This window comes from Lewinella sp. IMCC34191, from assembly GCF_003390935.1.
Lineage (GTDB): Bacteria > Bacteroidota > Bacteroidia > Chitinophagales > Saprospiraceae > Neolewinella.
Window position 1 is genome coordinate 130,455 of sequence record NZ_QNQZ01000011.1, and the last position, 15,818, is coordinate 146,272.

General features: G+C 56.6%; 13 protein-coding genes and 1 tRNA gene. 3 read left to right on the forward strand and 11 right to left on the reverse strand.

The window, feature by feature from the left end; genetic code table 11:
• Nucleotides 1–16 precede the first annotated feature (16 nt).
• The 7 genes from DRW39_RS22935 to DRW39_RS19030 all read right to left on the reverse strand — a co-directional run bounded on the left by DRW39_RS22935 (nucleotide 17) and on the right by DRW39_RS19030 (nucleotide 5,971).
• On the reverse strand, nucleotides 17–457 hold the full coding sequence (locus tag DRW39_RS22935) for a VanZ family protein (RefSeq protein WP_116108668.1): 441 nt from the start codon (nucleotides 455–457) through the stop codon (nucleotides 17–19).
• Nucleotides 458–461: 4 nt separating this feature from the next.
• Nucleotides 462–851, reverse strand: a complete 390-nt coding sequence (gcvH, locus tag DRW39_RS19005) for a glycine cleavage system protein GcvH (protein ID WP_116108669.1) — start codon at nucleotides 849–851, stop codon at nucleotides 462–464.
• Between the two features lie 22 nt (nucleotides 852–873).
• Nucleotides 874–2,184: a citrate (Si)-synthase gene (locus tag DRW39_RS19010; RefSeq protein WP_116108670.1), complete on the reverse strand. Its 1,311-nt coding sequence runs from the start codon at nucleotides 2,182–2,184 to the stop codon at nucleotides 874–876.
• A 130-nt stretch (nucleotides 2,185–2,314) separates the two neighbouring features.
• A complete protein-coding gene (locus DRW39_RS19015; RefSeq protein WP_116108671.1) occupies nucleotides 2,315–2,923 on the reverse strand; it encodes a hypothetical protein in 609 nt (202 codons plus the stop codon).
• Between the two features lie 53 nt (nucleotides 2,924–2,976).
• Nucleotides 2,977–3,789, reverse strand: a complete 813-nt coding sequence (locus DRW39_RS19020) for an aldo/keto reductase (protein ID WP_116108672.1) — start codon at nucleotides 3,787–3,789, stop codon at nucleotides 2,977–2,979.
• 41 nt (nucleotides 3,790–3,830) lie between these two features.
• The gene (locus DRW39_RS19025) at nucleotides 3,831–5,210 is read right to left on the reverse strand and encodes an NAD(P)H-binding protein (RefSeq protein WP_116108673.1); all 1,380 of its coding nucleotides are present in this window, start codon (nucleotides 5,208–5,210) and stop codon (nucleotides 3,831–3,833) included.
• Between the two features lie 74 nt (nucleotides 5,211–5,284).
• On the reverse strand, nucleotides 5,285–5,971 hold the full coding sequence (locus DRW39_RS19030; RefSeq protein ID WP_116108674.1) for a LolA family protein: 687 nt from the start codon (nucleotides 5,969–5,971) through the stop codon (nucleotides 5,285–5,287).
• A gap of 317 nt (nucleotides 5,972–6,288) precedes the next feature.
• Between DRW39_RS19030 and DRW39_RS19035 the strand changes: the two genes are divergently transcribed.
• Both DRW39_RS19035 and DRW39_RS19040 read left to right on the forward strand, forming a co-directional pair.
• Nucleotides 6,289–6,678: a MarR family winged helix-turn-helix transcriptional regulator gene (locus DRW39_RS19035; protein WP_198664944.1), complete on the forward strand. Its 390-nt coding sequence runs from the start codon at nucleotides 6,289–6,291 to the stop codon at nucleotides 6,676–6,678.
• A 29-nt stretch (nucleotides 6,679–6,707) separates the two neighbouring features.
• Complete coding sequence (locus DRW39_RS19040) at nucleotides 6,708–7,952, forward strand: ABC transporter permease (RefSeq protein ID WP_116108676.1); 1,245 nt, start codon at nucleotides 6,708–6,710, stop codon at nucleotides 7,950–7,952.
• A gap of 114 nt (nucleotides 7,953–8,066) precedes the next feature.
• Here the strand turns inward: DRW39_RS19040 and DRW39_RS19045 are convergent, their stop codons facing one another.
• The 3 genes from DRW39_RS19045 to dprA form a co-directional block, all read right to left on the reverse strand.
• Nucleotides 8,067–9,119: a fatty acid desaturase gene (locus tag DRW39_RS19045; RefSeq protein ID WP_116108677.1), complete on the reverse strand. Its 1,053-nt coding sequence runs from the start codon at nucleotides 9,117–9,119 to the stop codon at nucleotides 8,067–8,069.
• A 240-nt stretch (nucleotides 9,120–9,359) separates the two neighbouring features.
• The gene (locus DRW39_RS19050) at nucleotides 9,360–10,580 is read right to left on the reverse strand and encodes an alkaline phosphatase (RefSeq protein ID WP_232830196.1); all 1,221 of its coding nucleotides are present in this window, start codon (nucleotides 10,578–10,580) and stop codon (nucleotides 9,360–9,362) included.
• 38 nt (nucleotides 10,581–10,618) lie between these two features.
• Nucleotides 10,619–11,749 (reverse strand): DNA-processing protein DprA, encoded by a 1,131-nt coding sequence (dprA, locus tag DRW39_RS19060; protein ID WP_116108680.1) that lies wholly within the window; start codon nucleotides 11,747–11,749, stop codon nucleotides 10,619–10,621.
• A gap of 167 nt (nucleotides 11,750–11,916) precedes the next feature.
• Between dprA and DRW39_RS19065 the strand changes: the two genes are divergently transcribed.
• Nucleotides 11,917–12,003: transfer RNA gene (locus DRW39_RS19065), tRNA-Ser, on the forward strand.
• A 455-nt stretch (nucleotides 12,004–12,458) separates the two neighbouring features.
• On the opposite strand, the gene DRW39_RS19070 is transcribed toward DRW39_RS19065, so the two are convergent.
• Entirely contained in the window at nucleotides 12,459–15,353 is a 2,895-nt protein-coding gene (locus DRW39_RS19070; protein ID WP_198664945.1) for a PKD domain-containing protein, read from the reverse strand.
• Nucleotides 15,354–15,818: the final 465 nt, after the last annotated feature.

Consider the following 15,818-nt stretch of genomic DNA (forward strand, 5'->3'; position numbering starts at 1 on the left):
TTTAAAAAAGTTATGGCTATGACCCCACCGGAGTGAGGTACTTATATACAATTTGGCGGTAAAGCAGGTAAAACGCTCCACCCAGTATCGCACCGATCAGGTTGGCTACCATATCTACGAGATCGAATTCTCGACCGAGCCCGGAGACACCCTGAAGCACCTCCATAAGGGCTCCGAAGAGGGCGGCAGCAAGAACGGCCGTTGCCGTTCGCTTCCCGGGGGAAGCTTTGCCGATTGCGAAGGACAATAATACTGCAAAAAAGGCGTAAGCACCAAAATGTGCAATCTTATCCGGGGAAAATAGCTCCGACCAGTCAAAAATTCCCGGAATTTGCTGCCCCGGGGCTAAACTGACGTAGGTCAGTACCAGGGCATAAACCAGGGTGATCAGTCGGATTACCTTCCGCGTTCGTAGACCAGATGCGGATGATGCAAATCGTGGTGGGTGCTCCGCCAATTTTTTAGGAAATTAATTCGCCGTAGGCCGCGGCATCCAGCAGACCTTCCCGATCGTCGGGGTCGGTAAGTTCGATTTTCACGATCCATCCCTTGCCGTAGGGGTCTTCGTTGACCAGCGTGGGGTTGTCCCCGTCGCTTTCGTCCAGGGCACTGTTGAATTCGGTCACCTTACCGGCAACCGGCATGAAGAGGTCACTGGTCGTCTTGACGGCCTCTACGGTGCCGAAGACTTCGTTGCGCTCCAGGGTCTCCCCCACCGTATCTACTTCCACGTATACCAACTCGTCGAGCTGGTCCTGGGCAAAATCGGTAATCCCCACCGTGGCCGTGTTGCCTTCTATGAGCACCCATTCGTGCTCCTCGGTATAGAATAGGTTATCGGGTACGTTCATCGGGCTAATGTTGCGGTTGCGCTTATTTGGTAGTTTGCAGGACTTGTTTTCTGACCCATTCGCTGGTCACCGATTTCGGGCGTTCCAGCGGCATGCCGAGTGCCCGGCTCCAGATACCGGCGGCCAGTACGCCAAGGGCGCGGCTGACGCCGAAAAGTACGGTGTAGTAGCTAAATTCGCTGAAACCATAGTGTACCAGCAGCGCACCCGAGTGGGCGTCGACGTTGGGCCAGGGATTCTTGACTTTGCCGAGGGACTGCAGGATCGGCGGCACCACGTCAAAGATCTTCCATACGGTAGATATAAGGTCGCTGTCCTGGATGTACTGTTCGGCGAAGCGGCGCTGTGCCACGAAGCGGGGGTCGGGCTCGCGGAGCACCGCGTGGCCATAGCCGGGGATCACCTTGCCCTCGTCCAGCGTCTGCTGCACGTACTGCTTGATCTGCTCCTCGCTCGGGGTCTTGGTACCGAGATTATCGATCATCTCGAAGATCCACTTGATGACCTCCTGATTGGCCAACCCGTGCAGGGGTCCGGCCAGTGCGTTCATACCGGCGGAGAAAGCCAGATAGGGATCACTGAGCGTGGAACCGACGAGATTAACGGTATGTGCCGAAGCGTTCCCGCCCTCGTGGTCGGCGTGGATGGTCAGGTAAAGCCGCATGAGGCTGCGGAAGTCCTCGTCGTCGCTGCCCAGCATGTGCGCGAAATTGGCGCTGTAATCCAGGCTGGTGTCGGGCTCGATGTGCTGGGCATCCTTGAAGGTGCGCCGGTAGATGTAGGCTGCTACCCGGGGTAGCCGGGCGATGAGGTTCATGCTGTCTTCGTAGACGGCATCCCAGTATTCGTTCTTTGGAAGGCCCTCCGCGTAGCGCCGGGAGAAGATGCTGTCGGACTGCATGGCCATGACCCCGATGGTCAGCTGGGTCATCGGGTGGGTATCGGCGGGAAGGCTGTCGAGGGTGGTATACACCTGAGCGGGCAGATCGGCCCGTTTGTGCCACTCCTTGGTTAACCCGTCAACCTCCTCCTCGGTGGGGATTTCCCCGGTTAGCATCAGCCAGAACAGTCCCTCCGGCTTGGGTTCGCCCTGTGGTCCGCTGGGTAGGGATTCTTTGATCTCCGGAATGGAAAAGCCCCTGAACCGAATTCCCTTTTGGGGATCAAGCTGGCTGGTTTCCCAGAGCATCATCTTGATTCCCCGCGCTCCGCCCAGTACCTGACTGAGTTTGACCTCGTCGGCCTTTAGATCGCCGTTGGTTTTCGCAATGCTACGGAGTTCCTGGTAGAGCGGGAGGGCTTTATCGGCAAATTTCTTTTTAAGGGCTTCCATTGAACGGGTGGGGAATTAAAGTTTAGTGGTCTGTTCCGGTTGCATTGCTAACGTAACGGCGGGGCGAGGGTTTCATGCTCCTCCCCGCTCCGATCGGCAAATAACGAAAATTCGCGACAATGCACCCCGCTTACGACTCGCCTTTCGGTTCCTCCATTCGCTCCCGGTCGCGTTTCGTCATTTCCTCGGGTTCGTCGCCGTCGGGATTGGCGTACAAGCTGCTGACCATCTTGCCGGGGTGGGCGATCAGGATGATGTCCCGCGCGGCCTGGTACAACAGCAAAATAATCGTGATCAGCATACCGCCTATGACGGCCGTGTATACCAGGAGCACGTAATAAACCACGTTGTAAAATCCCCCGAGCGACTCCTCCGCGTTGTTGATCGGCACGTTGAGGGTCATCAGGAGGATCAGCGCGGCTATGAAAACGATCGCCGCGAAGCGGGCAATCCACCAGATTCGATTGTAGTGGTAGGCCTTCAGCTTGCGTTCCGCCTGCTGACTAAAGGATAGCAAGGTCAGCATCAGCGCCAGTATGGTGGAAGTGGCGGTTATAGACCCGCTGGCCGTGAACCGAAGCGTCGGTCGGATCTCCTGCAGGTTGTCGATCGCTTCGGCGTCGGAGATTCCGCCCAGCATGTAGGTACCCAAAAAGATGATTACCGCAGACAACGCTCCACCCACCGAAGCGGACTTGATGAGGGGTAAGGTGGAGGTAGACATACGGATTTTCTGCATAGTGAGCATTATAGTCTCCCTATGCTAACCCGTATCCCCGCGGATGTTCGAGGTTAGAAATTGAAATCGTGCGGATCGCTACCGAAGCGCTTGCCGCGTTCCAGTTGATCGATGGCCTGGATATCCTCTTCCGACAGCTCAAAGTCGAACAGCTCGCCATTCTCCCGGATCCGCCCCCGGTTCGTGCTCTTCGGAATCACGATCACGTCGTTCTGCAAGCACCAGCGCAGCACCGTTTGGGCGGCCGTCTTGCCGTAGCGCTCGCCAATCTCTCCGAACAGCGGCTCCTTCAGGAAATTACCCTGCATCAGGGGGCTCCAGGCCGTAATGGCAATATCGTTCGCATCGCTCGCCGTGATCGCGTCCTCCTGGGCGAGATACGGATGATATTCGATCTGATTGACGACGGGAACCACGCTACCGCCCTCCAGAATCAGATGGATGTCCTTCTCCATGAAGTTGCTTAGTCCGATACTGCGCGCCTTGCCGGATTCCAGCGCCCGCTCCAGTTCGTTATAAGCCTTCACGCTTCCCTCCACCGGCCAGTGTAACAGCACCAAGTCGACGTAATCGACCTGTAGGCGCTTCAGGCTTTCGTCCAGGGCGTCGGCCGTCCGGGCCTGGCGGATGTCGTCGTTCCAGATCTTGGTGGTCAGCCAGACCTTATCGCGGTCGGTACCCGCCGTTTTCAGGGCCTTACCTACGGCCTCTTCGTTGTTGTAAATGCGGGCGGTATCGACGTGGCGGTATCCGGCCTCCAGGGCCCAGTGGATCGCGTCGATGGTTTCCTTCCCGTTCTCGCTTTGCCACACGCCCAATCCCAGGCTGGGCATTTCTAATCCGTTGTTCAGTTTGGTAGTCGTCATGGTGGTTCTAACGCGTTCGCCACCGTCCGGTGTTTACCGCTTCAGGAATCCATACGCGAAAGATAGCGACCGAATCGCTTCATCACCCAGCTGTGGGCGGGTGCCTGGGTAAAGATGTACATGTACCAGGGCAGCGCCGGCACGAACTCGTGAATGGCCGAGATGATGTAGCGGCCGTTGAGCACGCTTCGGAACTCGAGCCACCCCTTGTTAACCCGCTTGGCTAGTAAGCCCCCCACGATGTAGAACAACTGGCGGTGATCGTCACTGCGGCTGGGAATGAACCGAAGTTTGAGCAGCGGGATCCCGACCACCTGAAAGGTCGAGTCGTCTCCCTGACTTCGCACCCCGATCAGGGCCCGGAAGAAGATCGGTAACCACCGTTGGTAGAGCCGGGCCACGTAGGTGGCCGTGTGGTGGTGGGGGTTGGGTAAACGCTGTACGCTGCGCACCGTATTCTTCTCTTCGTCGGGCGGGGGAAGGCGATTGGGAAGCGATGGCAGACGCCCCTCTTCTAATATGGCCAGCTCGGCGGCCTCGCGAAAGTTCATCCGCTCCGGGAAGGCTCGCAATACCTCGTTATCGGTGGCGACCATCCGGTGCTGCAGACTTTCAACGAGCGGTTCGACCAGGTCACGGGGCGATTCCGTAAACACGCTGACCCAGTAAATCGAAAGGCCCGGACTGAAGAAGCGCACCGGGCGGATGATCTTACGCATGCCCCGCAAATCGGCTACGGTGGCCAGCATGTCCATATAGGTGGTCTTTTCGGAACCCCCGATATCGATCGTCCGGTCGTACAGCTCCGCCCTGCCAAGAACGTGGTCGATGATCCGGAGGGTATCGGCCAGGGCGATGGGATGGGTAGCGGACTGGCACCAGGCCGGGCAAATCAGCACGGGCAAGCGGGAAACCAACCTATCGATCATCCGGAAGGAAGAGCCCCCCGCCCCCACGATGATGCCCGCCCGCAAGCTGGTCACGGGCACGCCGGTGGACGCCAGGGTAAGTTCGACCTCCCGGCGGCTGGCCAGGTGCCGGCTGTAATTTTCTGGGGGTTCGTCATCGGGAAGGAGTCCGCCCACAAAAACGATCTGCTGTAGCCCCTGATTTCTGGCGGCTATGGCGAAATTATCCGCCAGCAGGAGGTCGGTGTCCTCGAAACTGCCCTGGGAAAGGCGGGCGGACGGGGCCATGGAATGGACTAGGTAAAGGGCGTAGTCCGCCCCGCGAAGCCCACTCTCGGTGGAGGTGATGGAATAGAGCTCTACCTGTCGCCACTCGGCTTTACCATACGACGGATCGAATTGCATGGCGCTGCGGCTGAGCGCGATGATGTGATAGTCGTGATGATACCGCTCGATAAACCAACGGCCCAAGAAACCGGTGGCACCGGCAATGACCAAAGTAGGCTTTTCCATGACCTACCAACGGCACAGCGGCATTCTTGTTAGCTTTCTACCTGCGCTCCGCCGCAATAAATCAAAGGGGCTCCCTAGAACCGCAGATCCTCCACGTGGTAACCGGGGAATTCCGCCCGGTTGAAGGTGAAGTTGTTCTCGGCCAGCTGCGCGTTGCCGCGGGTACCGTCGAGCAGGAAGGTGTAGCTGCTGCCGTCGCGGCTGAAGGCCTTGACCGAAACGATCTCCTTGCGCTGCGTGTCCACCAGCAGACGGAGCTTGGTGAATTCGCTTTCGTCACGATCGACAGGCTTCATCTCGATGACGTCAAGCGAACGTCCATTGTAAGTCTCTTCGCCCTGCATGGCCAGTACGTAGTCATCGCCCTCGTAGAAGTTGAATAAATTCTGTGGGGTGAGCACGCCGGTGGTTTCGCCGGGCTCGGGCAGGTCGTTGATCTGCACTTCCTTGCTGCCGTGCAGGATGATGTAGGCGGCATCGTTATTGATGATGCCCTCCTGACTGCCCAGGCGGAAACGGACCAGGTCTCCCTTCCGGGTGATGCTTCCCTTCTGCACCTCTACGGGTTGGCCGGGAAAGTCAAGCTCCAATCGAAAATCCGCGGCCATCGTACTGTAGCCATCGTATTTCTGCCGAATGGTCTCGAGAATTTGTTTTGCCTCCGGGTCACTCTCCGCAGCTTTGGTGTACTGCTTATTAGTCTGCCCGAGAAGCATACCCGTGAGGATCAATAGGAAGGAAAGAAAAGAGAACCGCTTCATAAAGGATGATTAACTACCTCCCTTAACGCAGTAAATCGGCTTTCGGACGTTGGGCAACTATTAATATGCCGTTAAAGGGCGGCGGGGCGCAGGTATAAAGCTTTTCTCAGGAGCTGACCGCATGTTCAGACATGTATCAACTATTCCCGCTCGATTTGCTGAAATATGAGAATCACTGTATGTTTGCTTACCTTGCGCGCATTGTTGCACCGCCGGACTGACTTAGCCACCCTAACCTAAGACCCGGCTAGTAAGCTTTTAGTAAAACCAATCAGATGCTTGTGTCGGACGACCAGTTCAGAGAACTACGTTTTAATTTGTTGCACACCTGTAGTTGGATCAATGATAGCCTGCGGAAATTCCTACAGCCGCACAACATAACACCTAAACAGTACAACATCCTTCGTATTCTGAACGAGCGCCACCCGGAGTCGCTCTCCATACAGGAGGTACGGGAGATGCTGGCCGACAAGATGTCCGACGCCAGTCGGCTCATTGACCGCCTGGAAAAGAAAAAGCTCATCGACAAGTTTCCCTCCGACCAGGACCGACGGAGTAACCGGGCGCGCATTGCCGATGACGGCCGCAAGCTACTGGCGGTTATCAGTCGCGATCGTCAGCAGCTGGACGCTATGATCAGTGATCGCCTTTCGGAGTCGGACGTGGAAAATCTAAACGATCTACTCGAGCGCTTGAAGCAGGCATAACTTCCTCTTCCAGCGCCTAACTTTGCGGAATGAACCTATCCGCACGGATGGCCTGGCGTTATCTTTTTGCGCCCAAGTCGACCAATGCTATCAACATCATCACCTTCGTGGCTGCCTTCGGCGTGGCCATCGGGGCTGCATCGTTGATCATCGCGTTGAGTGTATTCAACGGCTTCGAAGACATCTTCGTGGGGATGTTCAACAACCTCAACCCCGATGTACGGATTACCGCCGCCCGCGGTAAGACCTTTGACGCTACCGACGAGTTTTTGGCGGATGTGCGGTCGGTCGAGGGCGTGGCGGTTATTTCGCACACCCTGGAAGGGACCGCCCGCTTTCAGTACCTGGGTCACCAGGCTTTCGGTCCGCTAAAGGGCGTGGATAGTGACTATGCCCGGATCAATGGCATCGATACCATGATCAAGGATGGCGAGTACGACTTGTTGGTCCCCCAGGTGGAACCCCTGGGATCCATTGTCGGCCAAAACCTGGCCCGGGAGCTTCTGATCGATCCCGAAAACAGGATCAACCCCCTCTCGATCTATGTCCTCCGGCCCCGGACCCGCGGCGGAAGCTCGATTCTTTCCAGTGGCCGCTTGCCCTACCGCGTGCGGGAGGTGATTCCCACGGGGATCGTCCGCAGTCAGGAGGCGTTCGAAAATCAGGCCGTACTGGTCGACCTCTCGCTCGCCCGGGAAATGCTGGGGGTCGAGGAGCCGACGGTGTCCGCACTGGAGATCAAATTGGCGCCGGGCTTCGACACCCCGCGGACTTTCCGGGCCATTCAGAAGAAGCTCGGGGATGATTACGTGGTTCGTAACCGTTTCGAGCAGGAAAACAGCATCCTCAAACTGATGCGGGTGGAGAAGTATGTTGCCTACGCCATCGTGACCCTGATGGTGATCCTGATCAGCTTCAACCTCGTCGGAGCGCTATGGATGATCGTGCTGGAGAAGCGGCAGGACATCGTGATCCTCCAGAGTCTCGGTATGGTGGGCGCGGACATCCGCAACGTTTTCCTCCGGGTAGGGCTGCTCATCAGCACGATCGGGTTGGGGACGGGATTTGCCCTGGCCACCCTGATTTACCTCATACAAACGCATTACGGCGTGGTCGGCCTGCCAGGCACGCTGGCGGAGGCTTATCCGATGTCCTTACGTGCGGTGGATTTTCTCGTCGTCACGCTAACGGTATTGGTCATCGGCCTGCTGGCCTCGCTTCTGCCGGCACGTCGCGCGGAGCGGGTTTCCACCCAATCCGCTACGGCCGAGTAATTCCGCTTTCCCCTCAAATGCGAAGCGGGGGATAGCCATGCTATCCCCCGCTTCGTGCGCGTACAAAAGACGGCTACCCTTTCAGGACGTAGCCGAGTGAAACCTGGCCGGAAATTAAGCGGCCATTTTACCCTGCTCGCCCCGGTGAAACTCCCGGAAGGAGATCATCCGCTGCTTTTCCTCATCCCACAGCTTATTGAACATAAGGGGCAGGCTCTGTAGGAAAGTAATTTTGGTTACGTGGCGCTGGAGAACGGGGTTTTCCTTGGCGCAGCGACGCAGGTTGTAGTTCGGAATCCGGCTACTCAGGTGGTGGATGTGGTGGTAGCCGATGTTACCGGTCAGGAAGTGCATGATGCGGGGCAGCTTGTAGAAAGTCGCGCCCTTGATAGCGGCGGTCAGGTAATCCCAGTTCTTGGACCACTGCATGTAGGTCTGGTCGTGCTGGTGCTGGACGTAGAAGAACCAGAAAGCAATGATGCCGAAGAAGAAGATGATGCTGCCCTGCACGATCAGGAATGCTTTCCAACCCACCAGGAAGCCGAGACCGATGTAAGCGGCCAGGATGAGCACGTTATTGATGTGCTGCTTGCGGTGGATGGGAGACCAGCCCGGGAACTTGACCCGGGGGATACGAAGTACGACACCCAGGTAGATCATCGGAAGCAGGATGAAAAGAACGATCGGGTTGCGGAAAAGACGGTACTTGAATCGTCCCCAGCCGTTCAGTTCCCGGTACTCGCCGACGGTAAGAAAATCGATGTCACCGATGTCCCGGTGTTCCAGCTGGCCGGTGTGGCCATGGTGGAAACTGTGTACCCGGGCCCAGTAGGTGTAAGGGATCGAGCTAAAGAAAGAGCAGACGAAGCCGATGACGTCATTGACCTTTCGCTTGCGAAAAAAGGAGTAGTGCCCGCAGTCGTGCTGGATGATGAAAATACGGACGAGGAAAAAGGCATTGACCATACCCAGCAACAGGGTCAACCAGATGGAATAGCTGACGCTGAAGTACATCGCGACCCAGAGCGCGAGAAACGGGCCAAAACTGCTGAAGAGCTGACCGATCGCGCGCCAGGTGTTAGCCTTCTGATACTGAGAAATGATAGTCTTCCAGTTCTTGAGCGATGCGTGGATATCCTCTACGGTGTTCTGAAATTGTACTTGCACTTGGTAAATTTTGTTGAAGTGCCCGTGAGCACTTATAAATATTAATCTTGGATGAGCTACACGAATGGCATCCGGCGACACAGAAACCAGAGTATGGCTTCAAAAAACGCCGAAATATACACCTTTGACCCTACTTATTATTAGGACTTTACAAGTATAACCGGGCAGAGGTGGTAAGAGTTACGGTCCGGTCGTTATAGTTTAGTGAAAACTACCCTGATTTTACAATCCGTGAAGCGGCTACCGTTTGCCGGCCGCTTTGAGGCCATACAGTTGGACCATCTTGTCAAAAATCGCGGTGTTCTCGTAAATGCCGGAAAAACGCTCGGCTCCAGGGCCGTAGGCGAAGACGGGAATGAGGTCGGCGGTATGGTAATCGGAGGTAAAAGCCCCCTCGATGTTACCTAAAGAGGATCCATTCTGGATGGCGTAGCCACCGGTCTCGTGGTCGGCCGTTACGATGACCAACGTCTCCCCATCCCGCTGGGCGAAGTTGAGAACGGCGCCTATAGCTTCATCGAATTCGATCATTTCCGAAATGATGTAATCGCTGTCGTTCGAATGGCCACCCCAGTCGATCTGCGACCCCTCGATCATTAGGAAAAAGCCCTTGTCTTCGGTATCCCGATCGTTGAGGTACTCCACGGCCAACTCACTGGCATTCACGAGGTAGTTGCGGCCCTGGCTGCGCGGCAGCGGCTCTCCGTCCGCGGTATAGTAGGCCAGCGTTTTTGAGCGATCGACGTTCAGATCCTTAATATCGGTATCGACGAAGGACTGAACATCACGGCCAAGCTCGCGGAGCTCATCACTCAGGTTCCGGCTATCCATTTCCCGCCGTTCGAAAAATTTGACGCCCCCCCCGATGAATAGGTCGATATCGGTGTTGAGCAGGTCGGCGGCAATCTCCTCGTAATTCTTACGGTAGCGGGCGTGGGCGTAGAAAGACGCTGGTGTAGCGTGTACGATGGAGGAAGTGGCAACCAGGCCGGTGGGCATCCCGGCCGCTTCGGCCATCTCGAGAATGGTGGGTACCGGCAGCGTATCGATATCGACACCGATGGCGCCATTGTATGTTTTTACCCCGGAAGCAAATGCCGTGGCGCCCGCGGCGGAGTCGGTGATCAGGTTATCGCCGCTGTAACTTTTGTGTAAGCCGACAACGCCGAATCGCTCCAGATTCAGGCGGTTGTTATTGCTGTAGAGCCCGGCGCTGATCTGGGTGACCCCCATACCATCACCGATCATCAAAACAATGTTCTTGGGGCCCTGGTCCGATCGGATATAATCGGACAGCGCGTCCATCTCGATGAGCCGGGGGGCCGGTGCCGGGCTGGGCGCAGGCGTGGCGGTAGGTGGTGGGGAGGTCGGTGCGGTAGTAACCGTAGCCTGTGGCGCGGGGCCGCAGGCGGCCAGCAGGGCAACGACACAGAAGAGAGATAAAATACGACGATCTATCATGCCACAAATATATATCTACCTAACGATCGAAGGCTTGGTTAGGGTTGTGCGGGCGGAGATGGAACAGTAGCACTCAAACGATAGCGCTGTCCGGGAAGCGCGGAAATATGCCCCTGCATTTCTAATCCAAGCAAGCAGCCGGCCAGTTTAGCGGGAGGCCAATTCAGCCGGGCGTTGATCAGGTCGACTTTTACCCCTTCGCCCCGGCCCTGAAGCAAATCGACTACTTGACGCTCCTCGGGTGGTAGGGAATGGAAAAGCTGCAGTTGCTGTTGGCGCCGTGCCGCCGGCTCCCAGTCGAGCAGTCGGATGACATCTTCCGGGCTATCGATCAGAAAAGCCTTGCCCTCTTTGATCAGGGCGTTGCATCCGGCGGTATGGCGATCGCCGCCCCGCCCCGGGCAGGCACCTACTTTTCGTTGGTAGCCGTGCGCCATATTTGCCGTGATCATGGAACCGCCGGTGAGGTCGGATTCAACGACCAGTGTCATCCTGCCCAGCATCGCAACTATTCGGTTTCGGGCGGGAAAGTGTTCCCTCTCGGGTTTAATCCAGGGCGGGTATTCGGTGAGTAGTCCCCCACCCTGCCGGCACATGTCGTTGGCCAGTTTTCGATTGGCGTAGGGGTAAACGTGGCGGAATCCACTACCCAGAACGGCGAGGGTGGGCAGTCCCAAAGTAAGGGCGCGGCGATGGGCGGCCGTGTCTATGCCGTAGGCCAGTCCACTTACAATCAGCGGCTCGTAAGCGACCAACGGATCGAGCAGTCGTTCGATCTGCAACATAGCCTCCCGGCTGATTTTGCGGGTGCCAACCACGGCCAGCGTGCGCCGGCATCCGAGGTCCGTGTTTCCCCGGTGGTAAAGCACGGCTGGTGCCCGCTCGAACCCCGCTAATTCGGTCGGATAACCGGCGTGGCCGACTCGCAGTATGTCGATGTCGTTCCTTTCCGCGTATTCGATGATGGCTTCCGCTTCCTTCTGAACGGACGCCGCTTTCAGCCGGCCGGCCAGTTCCGTGGTGACACCGGACAGGCGGGCCAGATCACGGGGAGCCGCCCTTAGGGTCGCGGCCGCCGAGCCAAAGTGGTTAATCAATTGCCGGTACAGCACCGGCCCGATACCGGATGCACGGCTGAGTGCAACGGCGGCATAATCCTCGGTATCCATGAGGAAGTCTACTGAAACGATTGACGGAATGCCACGAAGGGTAAAAAAAGAGGGGAAACTGAGTAAGGGTCGAAAAGCGTGGCCAATCAAAGATAATAAATTAAACAAATTGTTAGCTAAAATGACCTAGCTATTTCTCTCATTATTACTATTTTTGTGCCCCCTCCGGAGGATTGGCGGAGTGGTTGAACGTGCCTGATTCGAAATCAGGTGTACCTTCACGGGTACCGGGGGTTCGAATCCCTCATCCTCCGCAAAAGCCTGTGGCCCGATCACCGCAGGTGATCGCAAAGAAAAAGCCCCACACCCGTCCAAAGCCTTGATTTGGTAAGGGTGTGGGGCTTTTTCTTTGCTGCCCGAAGGGCGGGCCACAGGCTTTTGCAGCCCCCCCTAAAAGGGATCACGCAGTAATCCCCCTTCCCTGTTTCTGGTAGCATCCGTCCAAAACAAGGGCTACGGCAAGCTTGCTGGGCTTTCACTTTGCTGCCCGAAGGGCGGGCCACAGGCTTTTGCAGCCCCCCCTAAAAGGGATCACGCAGTATTCCCCCTTTCCTGTTTCTGGTAGCATCCGTCCAAAACAAGGGCTACGGCAAGCTTGCTGGGCTTTCACTTTGCTGCCCGAAGGGCGGGCAACAGGGTTTTGCAGCACCCTCAAAAAAAGGGCCGGCACCCGAAAGTGCCGACCCTGCTTTATCAAGTATCTATACCGCTATAGCTTCAGGAAGCGCTCTACCGTCTGGCACTTACCCCGCAGCTGCAGGTAGTAGATACCGGGCGACAGGTCACCCACGGAAAGTTCGCCACGCATGTGTTGGTCTACCTTAGTGTAGCGACTACTGCGAATGCGGCGACCCAGTCCGTCTAACAAGGTCATACTGACTTCACCCGTGTACCCGTCATTCATTTCCACGGTGAGGAGGTCGGTTACGGGATTCGGGAAAACCGAGAGACTAGCCTCGGTGAAAAGCGCCTCATCGTAGGGCAGCACGGCTTGTTTGGCAAAGTCCTCCAGCGGTTGCTTCACTGATGGATTACAATTGTCGGCGGGAGCGCCGCCACCCACCGGCGTTTCTTCCATCGGAGACAGGATCAGCTTGTCCAGCTTCGTACCGGGTTCGCGTGCGGCCACCGTGATGGTATGCGCTCCCGAGGATAGGTCAAAGGCTACCGGTCGGGAATCAACATTGACTTGCCGCCACTCGAAGCCATTCGTCAGTAGGGCACCACCCTTGACTTCGCGCCACATCTTGATCCACTCTCCGTCGTCTATCCGAATCCAGAAGGAATTACGGGCCACATCGGGGGCATCCAGCAGTAAGTACAGGTAAAAAGTTTCCGCTTCGGAAGTGACAAATTCGTAGTTGAGGTACCGATCCGGGGTCTGTTCGGAAGGGTGTCCATCACAGCGGCAGCCGGTGTAACTGACAAATCGGTTACCGCTTGCCTCAGCATCCTCGCTGAGTCGCCAGTCGGCGTGGCGGATCGTGCATTCCGCTTCGAAGGAGAACGGACTAGCGCTCGGTGGATTATCGGGCGCCGCGACGCGTACGGTAACGCTTGTGGTGCTGCTTGCACCTGCATCATCGGTTACCGTCAATTCTATGTCGTAAGTACCGGCATCGAGTACAACGGTGGGCCTTGCTCCGCTGGCGCTGCCACCAGGCCAGGCCCAGTCGAAGGCGATAATTTCTCCATCGGCGTCGTAGCTAACGCTCCCGTCTAGTTGCACCGTCAGTGGGGCGACTCCCTGGGTGACCGAGGCAGAGGCAAGGGCGGTAGGCGGCTGATTATCGAGTTTCGAACAGTTGGTTGCCGGCTCACCGAAGGCGGAGGGTGGCGTGGCTTCGGGGGAGACGTAAATCTTGTCTAAAATGGTGCTGCCTTCACGGAAGGCTACGTCGATCGTGTTCTTACCGGCGGCTAATTCGAATGTCCCGGGAAAAACATCCCAGGTGAATTTTTGGCTGCAGTCGATATTATTCCACCGAATCCAGCTTCCGTCGTTGGCCCGCACCCAGAAGGAATCCGATCCGCGGTCGGGCGTATAGGCACGGACCTGCAGGAAGAAAGTGCCCGCGACCGCCCGTTCAAGGGTAAAACGGATGCGATTCTCGGGTACGTCGGCGGGTGGATTCTTAGTGGAATTTTTGCCCGGAGCGGAGACGTAGGACTGATTGGAGGCATTGCCGTCGGGCACGATTTCCCAACTACTACCGACCGTTGCACACTCCGCTTCAAGCCAGAATTCGCTTACCGAATCATCGGTCGGCGTTTCGCAGGCATCCCCCACTCCGTTACCGTCGTTGTCCGCCTGATCCGGGTTGAATACACTCGGGCAGTTGTCCTCGTCGTCGTTGATGCCGTCGTTGTCCATATCGCCAACGATGCGGAATTCATCCGCTCCGATGCTGGGGGGATCGCTCCTTTCTTCTCCGTCGATATCCGTGGTGACATCCGCTACCGCTACGCCCGCCTGTGCTAGCGCCGGATTCGTAGCGTGTAGATCTGTGCGGGAGACGAACTCCGGATCCACCGTAATGGAATAGAGGCCTTGCTTGACCGCGCTGTACCACGTTTCCAGGTCAGGTACGTCCACACCCTCCCAGTTTACCAGATAGGTACCGGTGGTGAACAGATCATTGTACTGCATGTCTACGGCAAAAGCGTTGCTCACGCTTACCGCGGCACCCGCACCTCCCCGGAAGATGTTGTTGCGGGCCGTTACATTTTCCATACTCACTAGCGCAAAGGGGCTCTCGGAGTTGGTCTGCAACAAACTGTTGTAGTAGAAATTCAGGTTTTCGCTGTTGACCATATACACCGCGTGCATACCGTCGTCGGGTAGGGAAACGAAGTTGTTGGCAACGAGGATTGGGTCAGACGGCGTACCGTCCCAATTATTGGCGTACAATCCGTACCGGCTTTCCCCCACCTGTTTTCCGAATATCCGGTTGCCGGTCACTTCACCGCCGGTTTGGTACTGTAGCCGTACTCCGAAATTGGAGAAATCCTGGATGATATTATTGGTGACCTCCGTTCCCGTGGCCCTGGCCGTCAGCTTTCCCACGAAATAGATCCCGCTGCTACCGCCGACGATCGTATTATTCCGAATGCGGATATCACTGGCCGCATCCGGATCCAGGTATAGGGCCACCTGATCGGTAGTCAGTAGGTTCGTAACGGGGGCCTCTATCCGGGTACCGTTTATCGCAAGATCGCTCACCTCGCCCACTACGGCCAGGGCCCTGGCGTAAGTGGCACCGGTTGCCAGCACGGTCAGCGACTCTATTCGAATGTGTTTTGCCCCGTTGAACTGAAGGACATAATTATTCAGAATACTGCGGCCCGTGTATCGGATGGTGACGTCTTCGGCCTTACCGCTTTCGGACCGGAAGGTGACTGTATTGGTCGCCGAAGCCCCCCTGACCGCGGTGAGTCGCACCCGTTCGAAATAGTTGCCGTCGCGGATCTGAAAGGTCACCGGTCCGGATACGCCCTGGGCGTTAAGATCGGCGACCGCGGCATTGATGGATGTGTAGTCGGGAGAGTTCCCACCGATGGTGTAAGATCCCTGCAGCTGCGCGTGCAGTGCACTGAATCCCATTATAGCAAGGAAAGTTAAGCAGCATTTTAAGGTGAGGAAAGTGTTTTGTTCTGGGTATAGGTTAGCCATAAGCTATAAGGGTGTAGGTAGTTAGGTAATTAGGTGTCAAGGTCAATACGTACGGCTTCGATACCAGCCATAAGGTCTTCCGAAGAAAGGCTGGGCGATTGCCGGACACTATCTGAATATGAGTTACAACGTCGCTACCATGACCAACTAATGCGTGACGGTACCAAAATCGAACCCCGAAATAGGAAATCAACCTGCGGCGGTGCGAAGGGCCTGCAAAACCTCTGCCGGGATTTATTCATCCCCGGCCAACAATCTTGGCTTCACCGATGAGAGCATGATCAATCGTTTACGGGTGGTCTATCGTTATACCTGGCCTGTTCTACCCTCACTTTTTACCGCAGGTCGCCCACTTTGTCGCCGGGTACATATGACATAATTAAAAAGGGCCGGCAT

What these genes read in the sequence shown, in the direction of transcription:
- DRW39_RS19015 (WP_116108671.1), bottom strand. Translation starts at nt 2,923, where the DNA reads ATGCAGAAAATCCGTATGTCTACCTCCACCTTACCCCTCATCAAGTCC.
- DRW39_RS19040 (WP_116108676.1), top strand. Translation starts at nt 6,708, where the DNA reads ATGAACCTATCCGCACGGATGGCCTGGCGTTATCTTTTTGCGCCCAAG.
- DRW39_RS19025 (WP_116108673.1), bottom strand. Translation starts at nt 5,210, where the DNA reads ATGGAAAAGCCTACTTTGGTCATTGCCGGTGCCACCGGTTTCTTGGGC.
- DRW39_RS19030 (WP_116108674.1), bottom strand. Translation starts at nt 5,971, where the DNA reads ATGAAGCGGTTCTCTTTTCTTTCCTTCCTATTGATCCTCACGGGTATG.
- gcvH (WP_116108669.1), bottom strand. Translation starts at nt 851, where the DNA reads ATGAACGTACCCGATAACCTATTCTATACCGAGGAGCACGAATGGGTG.
- DRW39_RS19070 (WP_198664945.1), bottom strand. Translation starts at nt 15,353, where the DNA reads ATGGGATTCAGTGCACTGCACGCGCAGCTGCAGGGATCTTACACCATC.
- DRW39_RS19010 (WP_116108670.1), bottom strand. Translation starts at nt 2,184, where the DNA reads ATGGAAGCCCTTAAAAAGAAATTTGCCGATAAAGCCCTCCCGCTCTAC.
- dprA (WP_116108680.1), bottom strand. Translation starts at nt 11,749, where the DNA reads ATGGATACCGAGGATTATGCCGCCGTTGCACTCAGCCGTGCATCCGGT.
- DRW39_RS19020 (WP_116108672.1), bottom strand. Translation starts at nt 3,789, where the DNA reads ATGACGACTACCAAACTGAACAACGGATTAGAAATGCCCAGCCTGGGA.
- DRW39_RS19050 (WP_232830196.1), bottom strand. Translation starts at nt 10,580, where the DNA reads ATGATAGATCGTCGTATTTTATCTCTCTTCTGTGTCGTTGCCCTGCTG.